This is a genomic window from Shewanella sp. 10N.286.51.B7 (assembly GCF_002873615.1).
Taxonomy (GTDB): Bacteria; Pseudomonadota; Gammaproteobacteria; order Enterobacterales; family Shewanellaceae; genus Shewanella; species Shewanella electrodiphila.
The window spans coordinates 1-17,631 of record NZ_MCUF01000077.1; the positions used below are offsets into that span (position 1 = coordinate 1).

The window sequence follows — 17,631 nt, forward strand, 5'->3', positions numbered from 1 at the left end:
ATTTAAAATATAAATAATAGCATTCGCTTTGGTTTTTTTAATTATGTCTTTTACGCAAAAACCTTCAATTTTAACTTCTCGCTGTAAACTCCTAGACGACATACCAAGCATATTTGCTAATGCTACCAAGCTTAAATCTGCAGGTGAAATACTATTAGCTGCCGCATTAACACGTTCTAAATTAGAGATTTTTCGCGGTATTAATGCGTTGACAAGCACCTTATCTCGTTCATCTTTTTTAACGAAAACAGAAAAGGACTGGCAGTTAAACTTCACGTTTTCCAGTAGTTCGACATTATAGCCATAGAAAGAACGACCGAAAGGTAACTCTATGATTATATCGGATTTATTTGATTCACTAAATTTTAAAACATACATCATAGATGCATATATAAAGAGATCGTCGTACTTCGAAGCTAATGATTGCTGTGAACGTTTTGCAATCAAACCAACAGAATCGGCTGTCTCTGTGTTGGTCCAATTAAGATCTGACACTTGATTGTAGAACTGGGTAAACGCAATCAGTTTACTGGCATTGCTCACATTACTAGACAGGTCGATTCGAGTGAATTCTTCGATGCGTTGATTGAAAAACTGGACGAAGTCGACAAAGAAAAAAGGATTATTAGTATTCTTTTCAATAAAATTTAATAAGTTAGTTATGGTATTAAAACTTATTAATTCTTCATCAGACAAATATTTAAAATGTGCATATTCAGCCGGTAACGGAAAGTTAATTCTTTCACAATACTCACATACTATTTTTGTATGAATTGCCGGTCTGCATTTATATTTAATCATAAGGGGAACTTTTTATTTATACCAATGTCATTGCAGAAAGTATTTTAATTTTTTTTGTTACCCCTGATATAGATCCTGATCACAAATGTCGCTTTATGATAAACGCAATTCTTAGATTTGAAATTTACAATTCTTTAAAATACCCCTTATTGATTAGTCCATTTTTATAAATTCGATTTAATAAGGTCAGGTGACATGATGAACTGGTGTCGAAACATCCTAGCTTCTATCAGTGTAATCCTTTATTTGTGCTCATTTAATGCCGCAGCAGCGCCATGGGATGACATGACAGGTGAACAAGTTTCTCAAAAATTAGTGGAGAAGTTTGCTGAAGGTAAGTATTCCCCTAAAGGAGCAGACAGCTGCTTAATGTGTCACCAACGCACTGAAGGCGTTACTGACATTTTCAAAGGCGCACATGGCGACTTAACCAGCAAGGACTCTCCAATGGCGGGTCTTCAATGTGAGGCCTGTCATGGTCCACAAGGCAACCACAACCGTGGTGGTAAAGAGCCAATGATCCAGTTTGGTAAAGACAGCAAACTTGATGCACCGACCCAAAACACCGTTTGCCAAGGTTGCCATAACGACCCTGAACAAATGGCTTGGCATAGCAGCACTCATAATCTCGAAGAGATTGCTTGTGCAGATTGCCACGTAGTGCATGCCGCTAAAGATCCTGCATTAGACAAACTTACCGTTAATGATACTTGTACTAGCTGTCACACCCGTGAAAAAGCCGACATGAACAAACGCTCAGCTCACCCAATGAAATGGGATCAAATGACCTGTATCGATTGTCACTCGCCACATGGATCAATGTCAGAAAGTGCACTCAATAAACCGACTGTTAATGACACCTGTTACAGCTGTCACGCTGAAAAACGCGGCCCAATGTTATGGGAGCACGCACCGGTCACTGAAAACTGTGTCACTTGTCATAACCCACATGGCAGCGTTAACGAAGGCATGCTCAACAACCGTGCACCGCAACTATGTCAACAATGTCACGCTGATGACGGTCACGCGAGTCGCGTTGTTTTACAACCTGGAATGGATGCCTTTGGCGGCGGAAAAAGCTGTTTGAACTGCCACAGCCAAATCCATGGTTCTAACCACCCAGCTGGCAGCTTGCTGCAGCGTTAATTAGGAGCCATATCATGAATTTTAAATTGAATGTAATTACCGCTTCTTTATTGTTAGCTTCTGCGCCAACCATGGCCGCTAACTTTGCAGTTGGTAATGCCAATACTGAAAACCTAAACCAAGAAAAGTATGAGTGTAAGCGTTGTACTAATACTTCAGGTTACAGCGGCAACATCGATATTTCAGCTGGATACATCGACAGCGATGATGTCCATGCAGCTAATGCATTAGGTACCGATCAAGATGGCTTTGTCACTGCCCTTAGTGGCGATGTTGAATACCAAGATGAAAATGGCTACCAAGCCAGTATTCAAGCCCATCAATTAGGTTTTGAAAACAGTACAGCGAACATCAGTGTGGGTCAAAAAGGCTTATTTAATGTCGATGCCGATTATTCACTGATTACCACTTACCAATCAGGTGATGCGCAAAGTAATCTTTATTACGATGACGGCATGATGTTGCCTGGCGACACTTACGTATTTGAGTTATCTCAACAACGTGAAAAAGTCGGTATTGGTGCTGATTTTAATCAAGACTTTTATCAAGGGTATGTGCGTTTCGACCGTGAAGATAAAACCGGTTACAAGAGCAGCAGCTTAGTCAGCCCAAGCCCAGTTAACTTTGGTCAGCGTGTTGATTCCACCACGGACTCGTTTACTGCTGGCGCAGCGTTAACCGGGCAAAACTGGTTAACGGAATTAAGCTACTTTGGCAGTCAGTACAAAAATAATACTGAAAACCTCAGCTTACCTACAGACTACGATGTCTACTCAGCCACACCTGACAATCAAGCACACCAAGTGTCGTTATCAGGCCAGTACCAACTAGACCGCACTATTATGTCAGGTCGCTTTATTGTTGGTCGTATGATCCAAGATGACGATTTAATTCAAGTTGCTGGCAACCCAATTCAAAACTGGGACGGTGAAGTCGATACTACTGATGCCAATATCCGTATTACTTCAATGCTAAGCAACCGTTTACGCGTTGGCGGTAGTGTTGACTACAGCAACCGTGAAAACAACAGCTCGGTATTTGAATTCCAGCAATACAACTTCGATAGCATCAGCGGCACCTTTAAAGAAAATGTCGCCACAGATGTTGAGCGTTCAACGTTCAAGGTCAATGCCAGTTACCGCATCGCCAGTGGCTACCGCCTACAAGCAGGTTACGACCGCAAAGATATCGAACGCACCTACAGCGACCGTGAAGAAACTAATGAAGATAGCTTATGGGCAAAATTGTCTATCCGCGCCATTGATAACTTCACCATTGATATGAAAGCTGCTCACAGCAATCGTGGCGGCTCTGAATATCAAGCCACTGAATTAACCTCGAGTGAAGACAATTCACTGATGCGCAAATACTACCTTGCGGACAGAGAGCGTAACGAAGTTGAACTGCGCATGAGTCACACACCGCTTGATTGGTTAAGCATCGATTTTACTGGTCGTTATGCAAAAGATAACTATGACGACACTGTGATCGGATTAACTGAATCAGAAGATTACAGCTACGACATTAACGTCAATATGCAACTGACTAAGCAGTTCTCTGCTTACGGTTTCGCAGGCCAACAATGGATTAATTCAGCCCAGGCAGGGAGTCAAAACTACAGCGACCCTGACTGGTACGCCGACATTGAAGATGAGTTTATCAACTTAGGTGCAGGCGTAAGTTACGGCGGCTTAATGGAAGATAAGCTGACTTTAGGCGCTGATTACCTGTTCAGTAATTCAAGCAGTGACACTTATGTTACCGCTGATGGTACTAACCCATACGGCGATTACTACTCCTATAACCATAGCGCGAGTCTTTACGCTAACTATGCCTTGAGTGATGACATGGCATTGAAACTGACTTATCGCTACGAACGTTATTACGACACTGATGACGCTCAAATGACCACTGATCAAGTGCCAGGCATGGTTACCCTGGGCGAGCTTAATCACAATTATAACGCCCATCAGATCATGCTGAATTTCAGCTATGTGCTGTAGTCGTTGAACGAACGCACTGAATAAATTTTAGTAAGAGGATTTAATAATGGAACGCAGAAGTTTCTTAAAAATGAGTGCTGCTTTAGGTTGTGCTGCCACCGTTACTGGTTGTAATTCCAGCTCAAAAGATGCTGAGCCAGTACCACCGCAACCACCAGTTGATGAAGCATTAACTTGGTCGGCATGTCTAGTAAACTGTGGCTCAAACTGCCCAGTTAAAGTTTACAGCCGCGACGGGATGATTACCCGCGTTGAAACTCACCATGATGTACAAGATGAGTACGGTATGCACCAAGTTCGTGCTTGTGCACGTGGTCGTTCATTACGTCAACGCACTTATGCATTTGACCGTTTAAAATCACCAATGAAACGTGTTGGTGAGCGCGGCGAAGGTAAGTTTGTGCCAATTACATGGGAAGAAGCAGCGAGCACTATCGGTGGCAAACTGACTTCTGTTATTGCTGAACACGGTAATAAGGCGATTTTCAGAAGCTACGGCTCTGGCGCATATTATGGTTTCGCATCAAATGGTTGTTTCAACCGTTTATTCAACTTAGTTGGCGGTTGCTTACAATACTTCGGTAACTACTCTTGGGCGCAACAAACTGAAGCGGCTAAACACACCTTTGGTACTGGCAGCACATCAGGTTCTGCCACAGTAACACTTGAAAGCAGTGACTTTTTATTAGGTTTTGCTTACAACCCAAGTGAAATCCGTCAATCAGGCTCAGGTGAAGGTTACGATTACTTACAGGCTCTGCAACGTGCAAACGGCCTTAAAGTCACGATGATCGACCCACGTTACACTGACTCAATGACAGGTAAAGAATCATCTTGGTTACCAATCCGTCCAGGTACTGATGCTGCATTAGCAGAAGCTATTGCTTACTTGATGATCAGTTCAGGTTGGGTTGACGCAAACTCTATCGACTTCATCAATAAGAACAGTGTCGGTTATGACGCGGCTTCAATCGAAGCACAAAAAGCAGAATTTGCAGCCAGTGGCGATGCGAAAAAAGTTGAATACGCTGCAGCAATGGACAGTGCGGAGAACTACTACGACTACATCATGGCGCAAGGCAAGTTTGCTGACCGTGAAGCGCGTACGCCTGAATGGGCTGCGAAAATCACTGGTATTTCTGAAGCCAACATCAAGCAAGTTGCAGACGATTTAATGGCTTCTCAAAAGCCTTACATCATTGCTGGCGCGGGTGTTAACCGTCAAGCAAACGGTGAACAAACCGTTCGTGCTATCTACATGCTAGGTGTATTAGCAGGTAAATTAGGTCGTGAAGGTTCATCAAACGGTGAACTACCAAACATGACTAACATGTACCGTGCTTCTATCCCTACAGGCACTAACCCAGTGAAAGAAAAAATCTCTTTCTTCACTTGGTCAGAAGCGATTCACAATGGTGAAACCATGACTGCCCGTACTCACGGTATTACGGGTACTGACGACTTAGATACGCCACTTGGCACTAATATCAAAGTGATCATCTCAGCTTCTGATAGCTCGCTATTGAACCAACACGCTGACATTAACGGTACTGCAGAAATCTTAAAAGATGAAAGCGGTGTTGAGCTTATCGTTTCTTGTGATTGCTGGATGACCCCAGGCGCTAAATTTGCCGACATCATCATTCCAGATACTTCTTGGTTAGAATCAAATGACTTAGTTGATGACTCTTATGCTTCTGGCGCAATGGGTTACATCACAGCAATGAAAGCCGCTGTAGACCCAATTTGGGACTGTAAGTCAATGTACCAAGTATCAGCAATGATCGCTGATGCAATGGGTGTTGGTGCTGAGTTTACTGAAGGTAAAACAGAAGATGAGTGGTTAGAAGAGCTTTACCAACAAACTCGTTCAAACAGCAAAAACTTAGGTGTGACTCCTGCGTTCCCATCAACTTACAAAGAAGCACAAGAAATTGGTTTCTTCCGCAAGAACATGGAAAACCGCAACGTGGCGCTACAAGGTTTTGTTAATGGCGGTGAAGCACTAGCAACACCTTCAGGAAAAATTGAAATCCACTCTGCAGAGCTTGCATGGCGCTCAGCAAACTGGGAACAAAACAAAGTTAAAGGCGACACCATTACTGCAATCCCACAATACACAGTAACGTGGGACAGCTATGAAGATGAAGACACCAAAGATGATTACCCACTGCAATTAGCGGGTTACCACACTAAGGGTCGTACTCACTCTAGCTACCACAACGTACCTTGGTTACGTGAAGCGGTTGAAGATGCAGTATGGATGAACGCGATTGATGCTCAACAGTACGGCGTAGCCTCTGGTGACACTGTCGAAATGTATAACGAACGTGGTTCTATTGAAGTGGTTGTACGCATCACACCTCGCGTACTTCCTGGTGTCGTTGCTTTAGGTCAAGGCGCTTGGTTCAAACCTGATCCAAATGGTCGCACTGGCTCTTCTGGCAAAGTCGTGGACATTGGCGGCGCGATTAACTCGCTAACCCGTTACATGCCTAGCCCAGTGGCTAAAGGTAATCCACAACACACTAACCGTGTTCAACTTCGTAAAGTTTTATAAGGGAGCGCTACCATGAGCGATGCTATCCAATATTGTTTCTATGTCGATACGACAAAATGTACTGGCTGTAAAGCCTGCCATATCTCTTGTAAAGACAGACAAGGCGAAGAGATTCGCAATGCAACTAAGCCAGTTGAAAACGGCGTACCTAGTTTAAATGGTGTTAACTGGCGCCGCGTATATGAATACGGTGGTGGATCTTGGAATGTCGATCCAGCAACTGGTACTTTTGAGCAAGACGTATTTGCTTACTACATGTCTATTGGCTGTAACCACTGTAGCGAGCCAGTTTGTGTTAAGGCTTGTCCAACAGGTGCAATGCACAAACGTCGTGAAGACGGTTTAGTGCATGTAGCTGAAGACTTATGTATTGCCTGTGAAAGCTGTTCACGTGCATGTCCATATGACGCGCCGCAATTAGATCAAGAACGTAAAGTGATGACCAAGTGTGACGGTTGTTATGACAGACTAGCTGAAGGGCGTAAGCCTATCTGTGTTGAATCTTGCCCAATGCGTGCAATGGATTTTGATACAGTAGAAAACATTCAAGCTAAATATGGCGCTGGTGATGGGCATATTGCACCATTACCTGATCCATCGATCACTACACCTAACTTGATCATTAAAGCAAACCGCAATGGTCAACCAGCAGGTGCTGGTGCAGGTAAAATCTTGAACCCTAACGAAGTATAATCAGATCTGGCGGTGGTGCTTCACCACTGCCCTTTTTGAGGAAAAGTTAAATGAGTATTGAACAGTCAGTTGAACAGTTAAGTGAATACCAAGCAATCGCACGTATTTTACATAACCTATTTTGTCATTATCCAGAAGCTGAATTAATTCACAACATGGTAGAAAATGACGTCGCTGCAACTTGGCCTACATTTGCCAACCGTAGCGATAATCAACAAGGACGTGACGCTCTAACAACCTATCTGAATCATTGGAATGAAGCCGAACAGTTACTTGATTTAAAAGTCGACTACGGCCAGCTTTTCTTTGGTCCTGGTGAACCTAAAGCTATTCCACAGGGTTCTGCGTATTTAGGTGAAGATCAAGTGCATTTCGATGCATCAACCATTGCCCTCATTGATTTTTATAAGCAATACGGGGTTAACTTCGACCTAACAATGCCACAGCCAGTGGATCATATCGGTTTGTTCTTTAGTGTACTGGATTCAAGCTTTGCTACCTTGCAAGAGGCGGCGACTAACCCAGATTCTGACACTGATGCACAGCAGCTAACACAGTTTATCCAAGTGCTATTGCAACAACATATGTTGCCATGGGCAGGACGCTGTTTAGAGCTGGCCAAAATCAATGCTGAGACCGACTTTTATGTAGGTATCTCGCTATTGGCTAATGACTATTTAGCGGAACTAGCCGAAGCATTTAAAATATTACCTATGCCAAGAAAGTTATTTAGGTAGCTGTTTAACCTGGTTTTATACTCGATATATGTTGTTTTCGTAGGAGCTTGTTATGTCAGTCATTCACGCAATGGGCGAGCAATGGGATAAGGCCGAATGGTCGCATCAATTGGTCGCGTTTTGGCAACAAGACACCTACGTAAACAGCCTTTTAGTCGGGGCAACCAACGCTACTACAATTGCCAACTTAGTCGCCGCTTTAATTGATGAGTCCCGCAGGCAAGTCTGTATTGAGTCAGAGTTTGCTAATGCTGATGTTTTTAGCGCCCTATTCGATTGCTTTTTACTCCTCTTCGTCAAAGAAATAAACAGCAATGATCTCAGCCAAGCCGAAGCGTTAATTGTGCAAATCACTGAACATTATGCCAAACAGTGTTTGAAGCAAGCCGATACTCAGGCTAACGCAAGTAACCAAAGCATTGATGCCAGACAAGCTGTTATCTGTAATCAGAGCCAAAAGGTTATCACTGCGATGAGTCAGTTATCGCAATTACGTCATCAACGTCGCAGTCAAAGCCGAAATATGGGTAACTAGCCCCATACTTATCAAAAAGCGCTATCGACAACCGCACTCCTTTTAGGTAATTTCACTCAATCAGATATATCAGCATCATTGAGTAGCAAACCAAGTGAAGACCAATCTCATCACCCCGGAAGGGATGACCAAACTAAAAACTGAATTGAACTACCTATGGCGAGAATACCGTCCTGAGATCACCAAAAAAGTGGCTTGGGCAGCTAGCCTTGGTGACCGTAGCGAAAATGCTGACTACAAAGAAAACAAACGTTTATTGCGCCAAATCGATGGTCGAGTCCGTTTTTTGCGCAAACGTATCGAAAGTTTAAAAGTCGTTGAGTATGCCCCAGAACAAGAAGGAAAAATCTTCTTTGGCGCTTGGGTCGAAATTGAAAATGATGCTGGCGATATCCTGCAATTTCGCATTGTTGGTCCAGATGAGATTTACGGCGATGCTAAAGGCTATATTTCTATTGATTCACCCATGGCGCGTGCATTACTCAAAAAAGAAGTCGATGACGATGCCGTTGTCCCTACCCCCAATGGCCCCCAAGATTGGTATATCAACAAGATTTCTTATACTAACTTAGAGGTATAATAAACCTGACACCTGCCCAAAAACAGTGTATTACTCATACATACGTCAACTTTATGGCGAATTATTCTACAATTTCTTGCCCTATGATGTTTCTTTACTAAACTTGAGATCCGGTTTTTATTTACCCTGTATCGAGTAAATAACATAAAAAAGGAACTTTTATGTGTAGTAGAGTTTTCTGGATGATGTTAGTTGGTGTGACGCTTCTGATGCTGATAAGTTTCAAGGCACAACCGAGTAACCACCTACCTGAATACATCATAGGCAACTGGCTTAGCCAGCAAGCTGGGCATATTGAACTACTGCAAATAAATGAAGATCAAAGTTACCTGCAAATTGGGCTAGACTTAAATGAGCCGAGTAATAGTTTCGCTGAATGGGGCAGTTTTGCGTTATCTAATAGCACCGCTTTTGTGGATATGCCAATATCCATTTCCTTCAACCCCACCTTTAGCAATAACCCGTCCAAAGGGTTTATCACCTTACTTACTAAGCACAATCACAGTCATGTTTACCTCAATAATGACGCATCAAGATTGCAGTTGAATATGGATAAACAAGCCGACAATTCCATCGACAATATTGTTGAATACGAACAACTGCGCTCGCGAGACATTGAAGGTTACTGGTATAACCAAGAATATGATGACTTGTATGCCGTATTGATGCTCGATAATGGCTTATATGTACAGTTACAAATTAACTTTGACCATGATGACGAACTCACGGGAATGGAATGGGGTCAATATCAGCATCAATCAGATTCTGAAGAAGTTTATTTTCAGGCTCAATATGATGACAACAACCAAACAGGCTTTAGTCGCTACGGTGAAATTGCATCGGCAGCTTTTAATGTCAAACTTCATGATGATCAGCTCATCTTCCTCCTCGATAACAACGAAGATGGCGTGATTGATACTTTTTCGCGATTAATGCGAAAAAACTGATTTAGTTACAATTTCTAATATTCCAATCAATATCATTAAATTCAATTAATTTCATAGACTTAATCTAATAACTTCGTCATATTATCCCTGCACAATCATAAACTACTATTACACCTCTTGTTTGCACTCTAATAAAGTCGCTATATTTAGCTTACTAACTGTATTTAGCGCCGAAATTTAGACAAAAGGATATTTCATGGGCCAGGAAACATCTAAAATTCTCGTTGTCGATGATGACATGCGACTCAGATCATTATTAGAACGCTATTTACTTGAACAAGGTTATCAAGTGCGCAGCGCAGCTAACGCTGAACAAATGGATCGCTTATTAGAGCGCGAAAACTTTCACTTATTGGTTTTAGACTTAATGCTGCCGGGTGAGGATGGTTTATCAATCTGCCGTCGCTTACGTCAACAAGAAAACCCAATCCCAATTGTCATGCTCACCGCCAAAGGCGACGAAGTTGACCGTATTATTGGCTTAGAACTTGGCGCCGATGATTATTTGCCAAAACCGTTTAATCCACGTGAATTACTCGCGCGCATTAAAGCTGTGATGCGTCGTCAAACAGCAGAAGTGCCTGGAGCGCCTGCGCAACAAGAAGAAGTGATTAGTTTTGGTGACTTTTCATTGAACCTTGCAACCCGCGAAATGTTCCATGAAGAAAAAAGTATCGCTCTCACCTCAGGTGAATTTGCCGTGCTTAAAGTATTGGTATCTCACCCAAGAGAGCCATTATCGCGCGATAAGCTCATGAACCTTGCCCGTGGTCGTGACTACTCAGCACTAGAGCGTTCTATTGACGTACAAGTGTCTCGCTTACGCCGATTAATCGAAGTTGATGCCGCTAACCCCCGCTATATCCAAACGGTTTGGGGTTTAGGTTATGTGTTCGTGCCTGACGGCACTGCTCGGGGTTAATTTCTATCAGCCAGTCACAAACCATTAGCCAGCCAAAAGCAATCAAACTGAAATGGTGGCAGCGTTTTCTGCCACGTAATTCTTTCAGCCAAACCGTATTGCTTATTGGTAGTTTGCTACTGATTAATCAACTGGTTTCTTACCTCTCTGTAACGGTTTATTTTATTAAACCCAGTTATGAACAAATCAACCAACTCATCGCACGACAAATAAACTTATTGTTTATTGATGGTGTTGTCATCACCCGTGAAAACCTCACCGTTGTTGATGCCCTCAATGCAAAAGTGCGCGATGATGAGATGAAAGTTTACAATCAGCAAAACGCCATTGCAGCGGGGCTCGAATCGGCCACCTATTATGGTTTTTTGTCCGAACAAATGTCTGAGTACCTTGGCGGCGAAGCGGAAGTACGCTTTTCTCAAGGTAAACAACTGCAAGTGTGGATCAGGCCGCCACAAGCACCGACTCTGTGGATAAAAGTACCGCTGACAGGGTTAAACGAAAATGATTTATCACCACTAACATTGTATTTATTGGTAATTGGTGCGCTCAGTGTCGCCGGTGGATGGTGGTTTGCACGCAGGCTCAACAGGCCGCTTAAGCGTTTACAACGCGCTGCTTTCTCTGTATCTAAAGGTGAATTCCCAGAGCCATTACCCTTAAGTGGATCATCTGAAATCGTCGAGGTAACTCACGCTTTTAATCAAATGTCTCACAGTATGAAGCAACTTGAGCAAGATCGAGCTTTACTGATGGCCGGCATATCCCACGACCTACGTACGCCACTGACACGTATTCGCTTAGCCTCTGAAATGATGGTGGATGAAGATCAATACCTTAAAGATGGCATAGTCACCGATATTGAAGATATGGATGACATCATTAACCAGTTTATTGCTTATGTGCGTCACGACCAAGAAAGTGCCAGAGAGCTTAATGATATCAACCGCTTGATCCAGGAAATCAACCAACAGGAAATGCACCGAGAAGGCAACATTGAACTCAATTTACAAGATTGTCCATTGGTGCCTTTTCAAAGCGTGGCGATTAAACGAGTATTAAGTAATTTAGTAGAAAATGGCTTTCGCTACGGTAACGGCTTGATAAAAATCAGTTCGTATCAAACCGCTAAAGGTGTCAGTTTTATTATCGAAGATAACGGCCCTGGCATTAATGAAGCAGAGATTGAAAAGCTGTTTCAACCATTCACCCAAGGGGATAGTGCCCGAGGTTCAGTAGGTTCAGGTCTTGGCTTAGCCATTGTGAAACGAATTATCGACCGTCACCACGGCAAGATTGAACTTAAAAACCGACCTGAAGGCGGCCTTAGAGCGCAAGTATGGTTACCAATAGAAAACCAGTAAGTGGCTCTTAGCTAACCCTGTTTTAAGTCAATTTCATTCAACAAAAAAGCGACTCGATGAGTCGCTTTTTGCTATATAAAAATCGGTTTAATACAGATTATAAATCTGCGTGAGGGCCAAAGACTTCGTAATGTAATTGCGACTCTGGCACATTTAACCCAAGTAATTGCTGCTTGATGGCTTTCATAAAACCGATAGGGCCACAGAAGTAATATTGGGCATTTGGCACAATACTTTCGGCGATGTTATTAAGCTCTACAGTCCCTTCAAAATCAAAATCTTCGGCAGGTAAATCTGTCGCTAAAGGCTGACGATACCAAACGTAGCTTTCTAAGTTGGTATTCACATCTCGTTTGGCTTTAATTGCTTGTTTAAAGCTGTGCTGTGCGCCATCTTCACAGGCATGAACCCAAGTGATATTCGCTGTATGTGATTGCGATAATAGCTGGTTCAACATGCTCTTCATTGGTGTAAGGCCGACACCAGCTGACAACAACACTACAGGCGTTTCAGCTGCGGTATTCAGCACAAAATCACCCGCTGGTGCAACCACATCGATGATATCTCCGACTTGGTAATGCTCATGCAGTAAGTTAGAAACTTTACCGCCCTGTTCACGCTTAACACTAATGCGGTACGTACTGCCATTAGGTGCATCTGATAATGAATACTGACGAATTTCTTTAAAATCTAACTGCTCGTGATCAAGCGACACACTTAAGTATTGCCCTGGAGTGAATTCGACGACTGGCTGACCGTCTTCTGGTGCTAACAGGAATGAAGTGATAACCGAGGATTCAGGTGTTTTCGCTTGAACCACAAAGCGGCGTGTACCTTCCCAGCCGCCAGTTTTAGCCGCTGTTTGTTGATAAAGCTGTGCTTCGCGGTTGATAAAGATGTCCGCTAAAAAGCCATATGCATTACCCCAAGCGGTCAGCACTTCTTCAGTCACGGCATCGCCGCCGAGTTCTTTAAGTGTCGCTAAAAGGTGACCACCAACAATGGCGTACTGCTCTGGCTTGATTAAGAAACCTGTGTGTTTATGGGCAATGCGCTCAACTGCGGCGCCCAGTGCTTCTAGGTTATCAATATTTTTTGCGTAAGCGGCAACGGCATTAAACAAGGCAACAGGTTGGCCACCAGTATGTTGATGGGCCAAGTTAAATACATCTTTTAACTCAGGATTATGTTCAAACATACGTTGATAAAAATGCGTAGTCAGTGCAGGACCTGCCGCTTCTAATAATGGAATAGTGCTCTTAACAACGTCTTTAGTATGCTGATCTAACATAAACAACCTCTAATATGTATTTAAAATGCATGTTTTGACAAGATAATAAACATGCATTTGATTTAGATCAATATATTTTAGATTAATTTCATTTTATCTAGCGATCATTTAACAATTGATCTCATACATTCGGTCGTTCATAAGCAAGTAACACCTTATATCCAATAAGAGATAGAGCAATAACTCTATTTAGGTGTTAACCCTCTATTTCATTACAATCATCTTAGTCTTTTTTACATTTAACCATATAATAAACAAGGATTTAATTACGCAACAAGATACAAGTTGATACACAAAATGTAATCTTACTGTCATATTTAATTCATAAAATCACCAACACTTAATCTCCAAAAAGCTAACATTTCAATGAAGATTTCCACTCTTTCCTTAACAGCTTCGGCAATATTGTTGCTACTGGCAGGACTTTTAGCTGCCACAGTCCTTTGGAGCACAGACAAACGTCAGCAAGTCGAATTACAAGCAAATACTCTGCAACAGATACAACACACTTTTTTGCTCAAGGTTCGCCCCAATATCAATGCCTATTTGCAATCGGGAGACAGTGAAATTCTTAGCCAAGCAAGGCAAGAACTCACCGAAATCTCCCATCAAATCGGCCAAATTGACTTAGCTTCAGCAACAGCAGCCACCACCTCTATACAGCAATTTTTAGCTGAATTTGTCGCAAATTTGAATAACCGCTACCTTGCGGCAGGAAAACTAGCAGGTAACCCAAGGCAGTTACTGGCTTACTCAGAGTCTGAAATGCTTGATAATAATATGCGCCTCGCCGCTTACGCCGAAAAAGGCTTGGCAGTGGATGCTGATTTAGCCCAATCATATTTACAATTAACCCGTGAGCTACCACCATTGGTGTTTCAGTTATCACAACTCACTGAAGGCTATTTAATAGGTAAAGACAGTCGCTTAGAAGCTAGCCTACAACGTAATATACAAGCACTAAATCAATGGCATGAGCAATTAACAAAACTCTCTCTTATTGGAATTTTTGAACAAGAAGAAGTCGATGAATTTGCCTTAGGTGCAGATGAGCCTGAGCAGTTTGAAATAGGTGAATCTTATCGCGATGAACTACTCAGTTTAAGCCTGCGCTATGACAAAGAAGTGGCCAATACCCATAACTTACTCGCCGATAATCTTTTGGTGCAATCACAATTGTCTGCCGACACTGATCAAGTGGAGCAACAGTTGCTGCGTCTAGGAAAAGTGCACGCTGAATATGATCATGATTTAAAAAAGCAGCTACAAACCATTTTATATTCAATGGTGATTATCATTGGTTTATTTGCCTTTGGTTATTTATGGCTGCAACAACGCCGAGTTGTACAACCGCTAAAACGCTTAAATGCGGCCTTTATGAAACTAAGTGAATCCAATCAGCGTGAGCAATTACAAATTAATAGCCGTTGTGAAACAGGCCAAATAGCAGGTCACTTCAACCAACTATTAAACCGGTTTGAGCAAGAAGACGAAAGTCAGCGTCAACAAGTGTCTAAAGTATCGCACTCATTAAGCTCATTAATTGACAGGATCAAGCAAATCTCGACCACCACAGAACAAACTCAAGAAGTGGTCAATGTCGCGCAAACACAAACCAGCCATTTACGAGAACTAGCCAGTGAAGTAGAACAAAACTCATCCATTGTTGAGCAAAAAGCCACTGCCACCATGGAACATATGCAGGCAAGCCAAACCCAAGCAGAAGCCGTATTAGAAGCGACTGAAACATCGCAACATGCAGTGACCAACTGTTACGAATCACTGACCAACTTATCGACTTCTGTCACTGATGTATCAAAAATTATTGATGTGATTGGCAACATCGCCGAGCAAACGAATCTACTGGCCTTGAATGCAGCTATTGAAGCTGCCCGCGCAGGCGAACAAGGCCGCGGCTTTGCCGTTGTTGCTGATGAAGTGCGTAACTTATCTCACCGCACTCAAATATCCCTTAAAGATATTATGAATATTTTAGAACAACTTACGGTATCTAATAAGGCATTAACCCAAAGCGTACAAGGCATTGGTGATGCGACTGAAAGCCAACAATTACGCGCAACTCACTTGTTAGATGTTGCCAAAACGGTACAAGCCCAAGCCAGCGAAATGGTCGGCACCGCAAAACAAGGCTCTGACTTTGCTAACCAACAAGTCAATTATTTAGATGAATTTGTCAACGCAATGGAAAGCCTCAATACCCATGCACAAAGTGCATCAGATCAAAGCCAAGCTATCGCCACTGAAGTCGCAGAGAGTGTCAGTACCATTGAGCAAAGCTTAGGAATTGAAACAGAAGTCGTTGTGGCTACAACAGCAAGAAGAAGTGTGTTTTAGTGATGTGAATTATTCATTATTTAATGCATTTTAAATAAGACATGAAGTCGTGGCGCTTCGCCCACACCAGACGAAAGAGAAACAACTGCTTTCCCTTTTCACTCTAGAGTCTGCAACTTCATATGAACTGTCGGGCTCAATGGTCTCCGTGAGAAGTGCCCGAGACGATTAAGTGAATTAGCGTGAGGTTGGCATGGATGCCAACATAGCTTCAGTTAAGCCATGGATGGCGCATCTGAAGCGTTAGCTAATTTACTGTTATCGTCGAGGAAACAGCACTTATTCGGAGCGGGTGGGAGATCCAAGAGGGAGTGGCCATTCACTCCCTTTTAGCCAGTGCAGGGTGGAACCCTGCGATTGTACCTTTAAATAGCTGACATGAAGAAATCGACTTTACAGACCTGACACAGACCTGACACAGACCTGACACAGACCTGACACAGACAGTGATTGTATAAGACCTTTGGCAGGCAATGGATTAGATTGAATTTTGAGTTTAAAAATATTTGTAAAGACCGAGACTTTATCCTTTTACAATATTGAGCTAAAGCTATTTAATCACGAGCAGCAATGAAACCATTGACCGCTTTTTGAGCCTCTAAAAAGCTTGTTCCTGTATGTTCTCGATACAACCTGATCGCTTTAATTTTCTTACCACTTTTTAAAGCATATTGAACTTCAGCCGGCACAAAATCTTTGTCATTTATTGCAATGCCATTGCTTTCCAGCAGTAGGTTCAACTTAGACTCGACACGATTTAATTTATTCTTAGTGCTCGATAATTCTGCGATCAGAAAAATGAAACTTATAAAGATTAAACACCCAATGATGGACTCTTCCATGTGTAAACATTCCTTGTAAATATCAGACAAACTTTACTTAAAGTGATACCAGCACTTTATAGCTCTTAAATACCCCAGCTACAATATCGTGCATGCTACTTTTGTCAACAATGAGGTTCATTGCCTTTAATATTTATAGCATTGTAAATAAGGGATATTTTATAATAATTCAAACAAAAAGGACGACTTGTTTAAGTCGCCCTTTCAAGAGTTAATCCAGCCAGTGTTTTTATAACGCTGCTAATATCGCTTCTGCTGTACTCACTTCAAACGACTTTGGTGCTTCTACATTCAAAGTGGTCACCACACCGTTATCTACAACCATGGCATAGCGTTGTGAACGTACGCCGCCAAATCCTGCGGTATCCATGTCTAAGCCTAATGCTTTGGTAAAGCTTGCATCGCCATCAGCTAGCATGGTGAGTTCAGATGCATTTTGTGCTGTGCCCCATGCTTTCATGACAAAAGCATCATTAACTGACACACAGGCAATTAAATCCACGCCTTTGGCTTTAAGTTGGTCAGCGAATACTACAAAGCCCGGTAAATGCGCTTCTGAACAAGTTGGTGTAAACGCGCCAGGTACAGCAAACAGCACGACTTTTTTAGCGGCGAAAAATTCACTTACATCATGGTTTAGCATGCCATCATCTGTCAGTTCGCTTAATGTACCAGCGGGTAAAGCTTGTCCTTGTTCTATCATGGGGAATCCTTATCTTTCGATTTACGTTAAAAAGTAATATTAAAATGAACTGTTAATTAGTTAAGCGCTAGCATAAAGCGAAATGGCCATCACAAACACCGAGGGTTTGTATGGTTAATGACAGTCACAATCAAAATAACAATTAAAATAAC

General features: G+C 42.4%; 15 protein-coding genes. 11 read left to right on the forward strand and 4 right to left on the reverse strand.

Annotated features, from left to right (window positions below):
* Positions 1-801: hypothetical protein (locus BCU84_RS18770; protein ID WP_133146664.1), on the reverse strand; the 801-nt coding region annotated here is incomplete at its 3' end.
* A gap of 198 nt (positions 802-999) precedes the next feature.
* Between BCU84_RS18770 and BCU84_RS18775 the strand changes: the two genes are divergently transcribed.
* From BCU84_RS18775 to envZ, 10 genes are all read left to right on the forward strand, one after another.
* Positions 1,000-1,947, forward strand: coding sequence for a DmsE family decaheme c-type cytochrome (locus BCU84_RS18775; RefSeq protein ID WP_102529581.1), 948 nt, complete (start codon positions 1,000-1,002; stop codon positions 1,945-1,947).
* A gap of 14 nt (positions 1,948-1,961) precedes the next feature.
* Entirely contained in the window at positions 1,962-3,950 is a 1,989-nt protein-coding gene (locus BCU84_RS18780; protein ID WP_102529582.1) for an MtrB/PioB family decaheme-associated outer membrane protein, read from the forward strand.
* Between the two features lie 46 nt (positions 3,951-3,996).
* Positions 3,997-6,510 (forward strand): DMSO/selenate family reductase complex A subunit, encoded by a 2,514-nt coding sequence (locus BCU84_RS18785; protein WP_102529583.1) that lies wholly within the window; start codon positions 3,997-3,999, stop codon positions 6,508-6,510.
* Between the two features lie 12 nt (positions 6,511-6,522).
* Positions 6,523-7,203 (forward strand): DMSO/selenate family reductase complex B subunit, encoded by a 681-nt coding sequence (locus tag BCU84_RS18790; RefSeq protein ID WP_102529584.1) that lies wholly within the window; start codon positions 6,523-6,525, stop codon positions 7,201-7,203.
* Between the two features lie 50 nt (positions 7,204-7,253).
* Positions 7,254-7,940 carry a molecular chaperone TorD family protein gene (locus BCU84_RS18795; RefSeq protein WP_102529585.1) on the forward strand — a complete coding sequence of 229 codons (687 nt, stop codon included), beginning with the start codon at positions 7,254-7,256 and terminating at the stop codon, positions 7,938-7,940.
* A gap of 52 nt (positions 7,941-7,992) precedes the next feature.
* Positions 7,993-8,475 carry a hypothetical protein gene (locus tag BCU84_RS18800; RefSeq protein WP_102529586.1) on the forward strand — a complete coding sequence of 161 codons (483 nt, stop codon included), beginning with the start codon at positions 7,993-7,995 and terminating at the stop codon, positions 8,473-8,475.
* A gap of 94 nt (positions 8,476-8,569) precedes the next feature.
* On the forward strand, positions 8,570-9,055 hold the full coding sequence (gene greB / locus BCU84_RS18805) for a transcription elongation factor GreB (protein ID WP_102529587.1): 486 nt from the start codon (positions 8,570-8,572) through the stop codon (positions 9,053-9,055).
* A 161-nt stretch (positions 9,056-9,216) separates the two neighbouring features.
* Complete coding sequence (locus BCU84_RS18810) at positions 9,217-10,002, forward strand: hypothetical protein (protein ID WP_133146665.1); 786 nt, start codon at positions 9,217-9,219, stop codon at positions 10,000-10,002.
* A 196-nt stretch (positions 10,003-10,198) separates the two neighbouring features.
* Positions 10,199-10,924, forward strand: a complete 726-nt coding sequence (ompR, locus tag BCU84_RS18815) for a two-component system response regulator OmpR (RefSeq protein WP_102529589.1) — start codon at positions 10,199-10,201, stop codon at positions 10,922-10,924.
* A 41-nt stretch (positions 10,925-10,965) separates the two neighbouring features.
* Entirely contained in the window at positions 10,966-12,288 is a 1,323-nt protein-coding gene (envZ, locus tag BCU84_RS18820) for a two-component system sensor histidine kinase EnvZ (protein WP_102529590.1), read from the forward strand.
* Positions 12,289-12,385: 97 nt separating this feature from the next.
* On the opposite strand, the gene hmpA is transcribed toward envZ, so the two are convergent.
* Positions 12,386-13,579, reverse strand: coding sequence for an NO-inducible flavohemoprotein (gene hmpA, locus BCU84_RS18825; protein ID WP_102529591.1), 1,194 nt, complete (start codon positions 13,577-13,579; stop codon positions 12,386-12,388).
* A gap of 366 nt (positions 13,580-13,945) precedes the next feature.
* Here hmpA and BCU84_RS18830 point away from each other — a divergent pair, with 366 nt between their 5' ends.
* Positions 13,946-15,934 (forward strand): methyl-accepting chemotaxis protein, encoded by a 1,989-nt coding sequence (locus BCU84_RS18830; RefSeq protein ID WP_102529592.1) that lies wholly within the window; start codon positions 13,946-13,948, stop codon positions 15,932-15,934.
* A gap of 554 nt (positions 15,935-16,488) precedes the next feature.
* Here BCU84_RS18830 and BCU84_RS18835 read toward each other — a convergent pair.
* Positions 16,489-16,776 carry a hypothetical protein gene (locus tag BCU84_RS18835; RefSeq protein WP_102529593.1) on the reverse strand — a complete coding sequence of 96 codons (288 nt, stop codon included), beginning with the start codon at positions 16,774-16,776 and terminating at the stop codon, positions 16,489-16,491.
* Positions 16,777-17,005: 229 nt separating this feature from the next.
* Positions 17,006-17,479: a peroxiredoxin gene (locus tag BCU84_RS18840; protein WP_102529594.1), complete on the reverse strand. Its 474-nt coding sequence runs from the start codon at positions 17,477-17,479 to the stop codon at positions 17,006-17,008.
* Between the last annotated feature and the right edge of the window lie 152 nt (positions 17,480-17,631).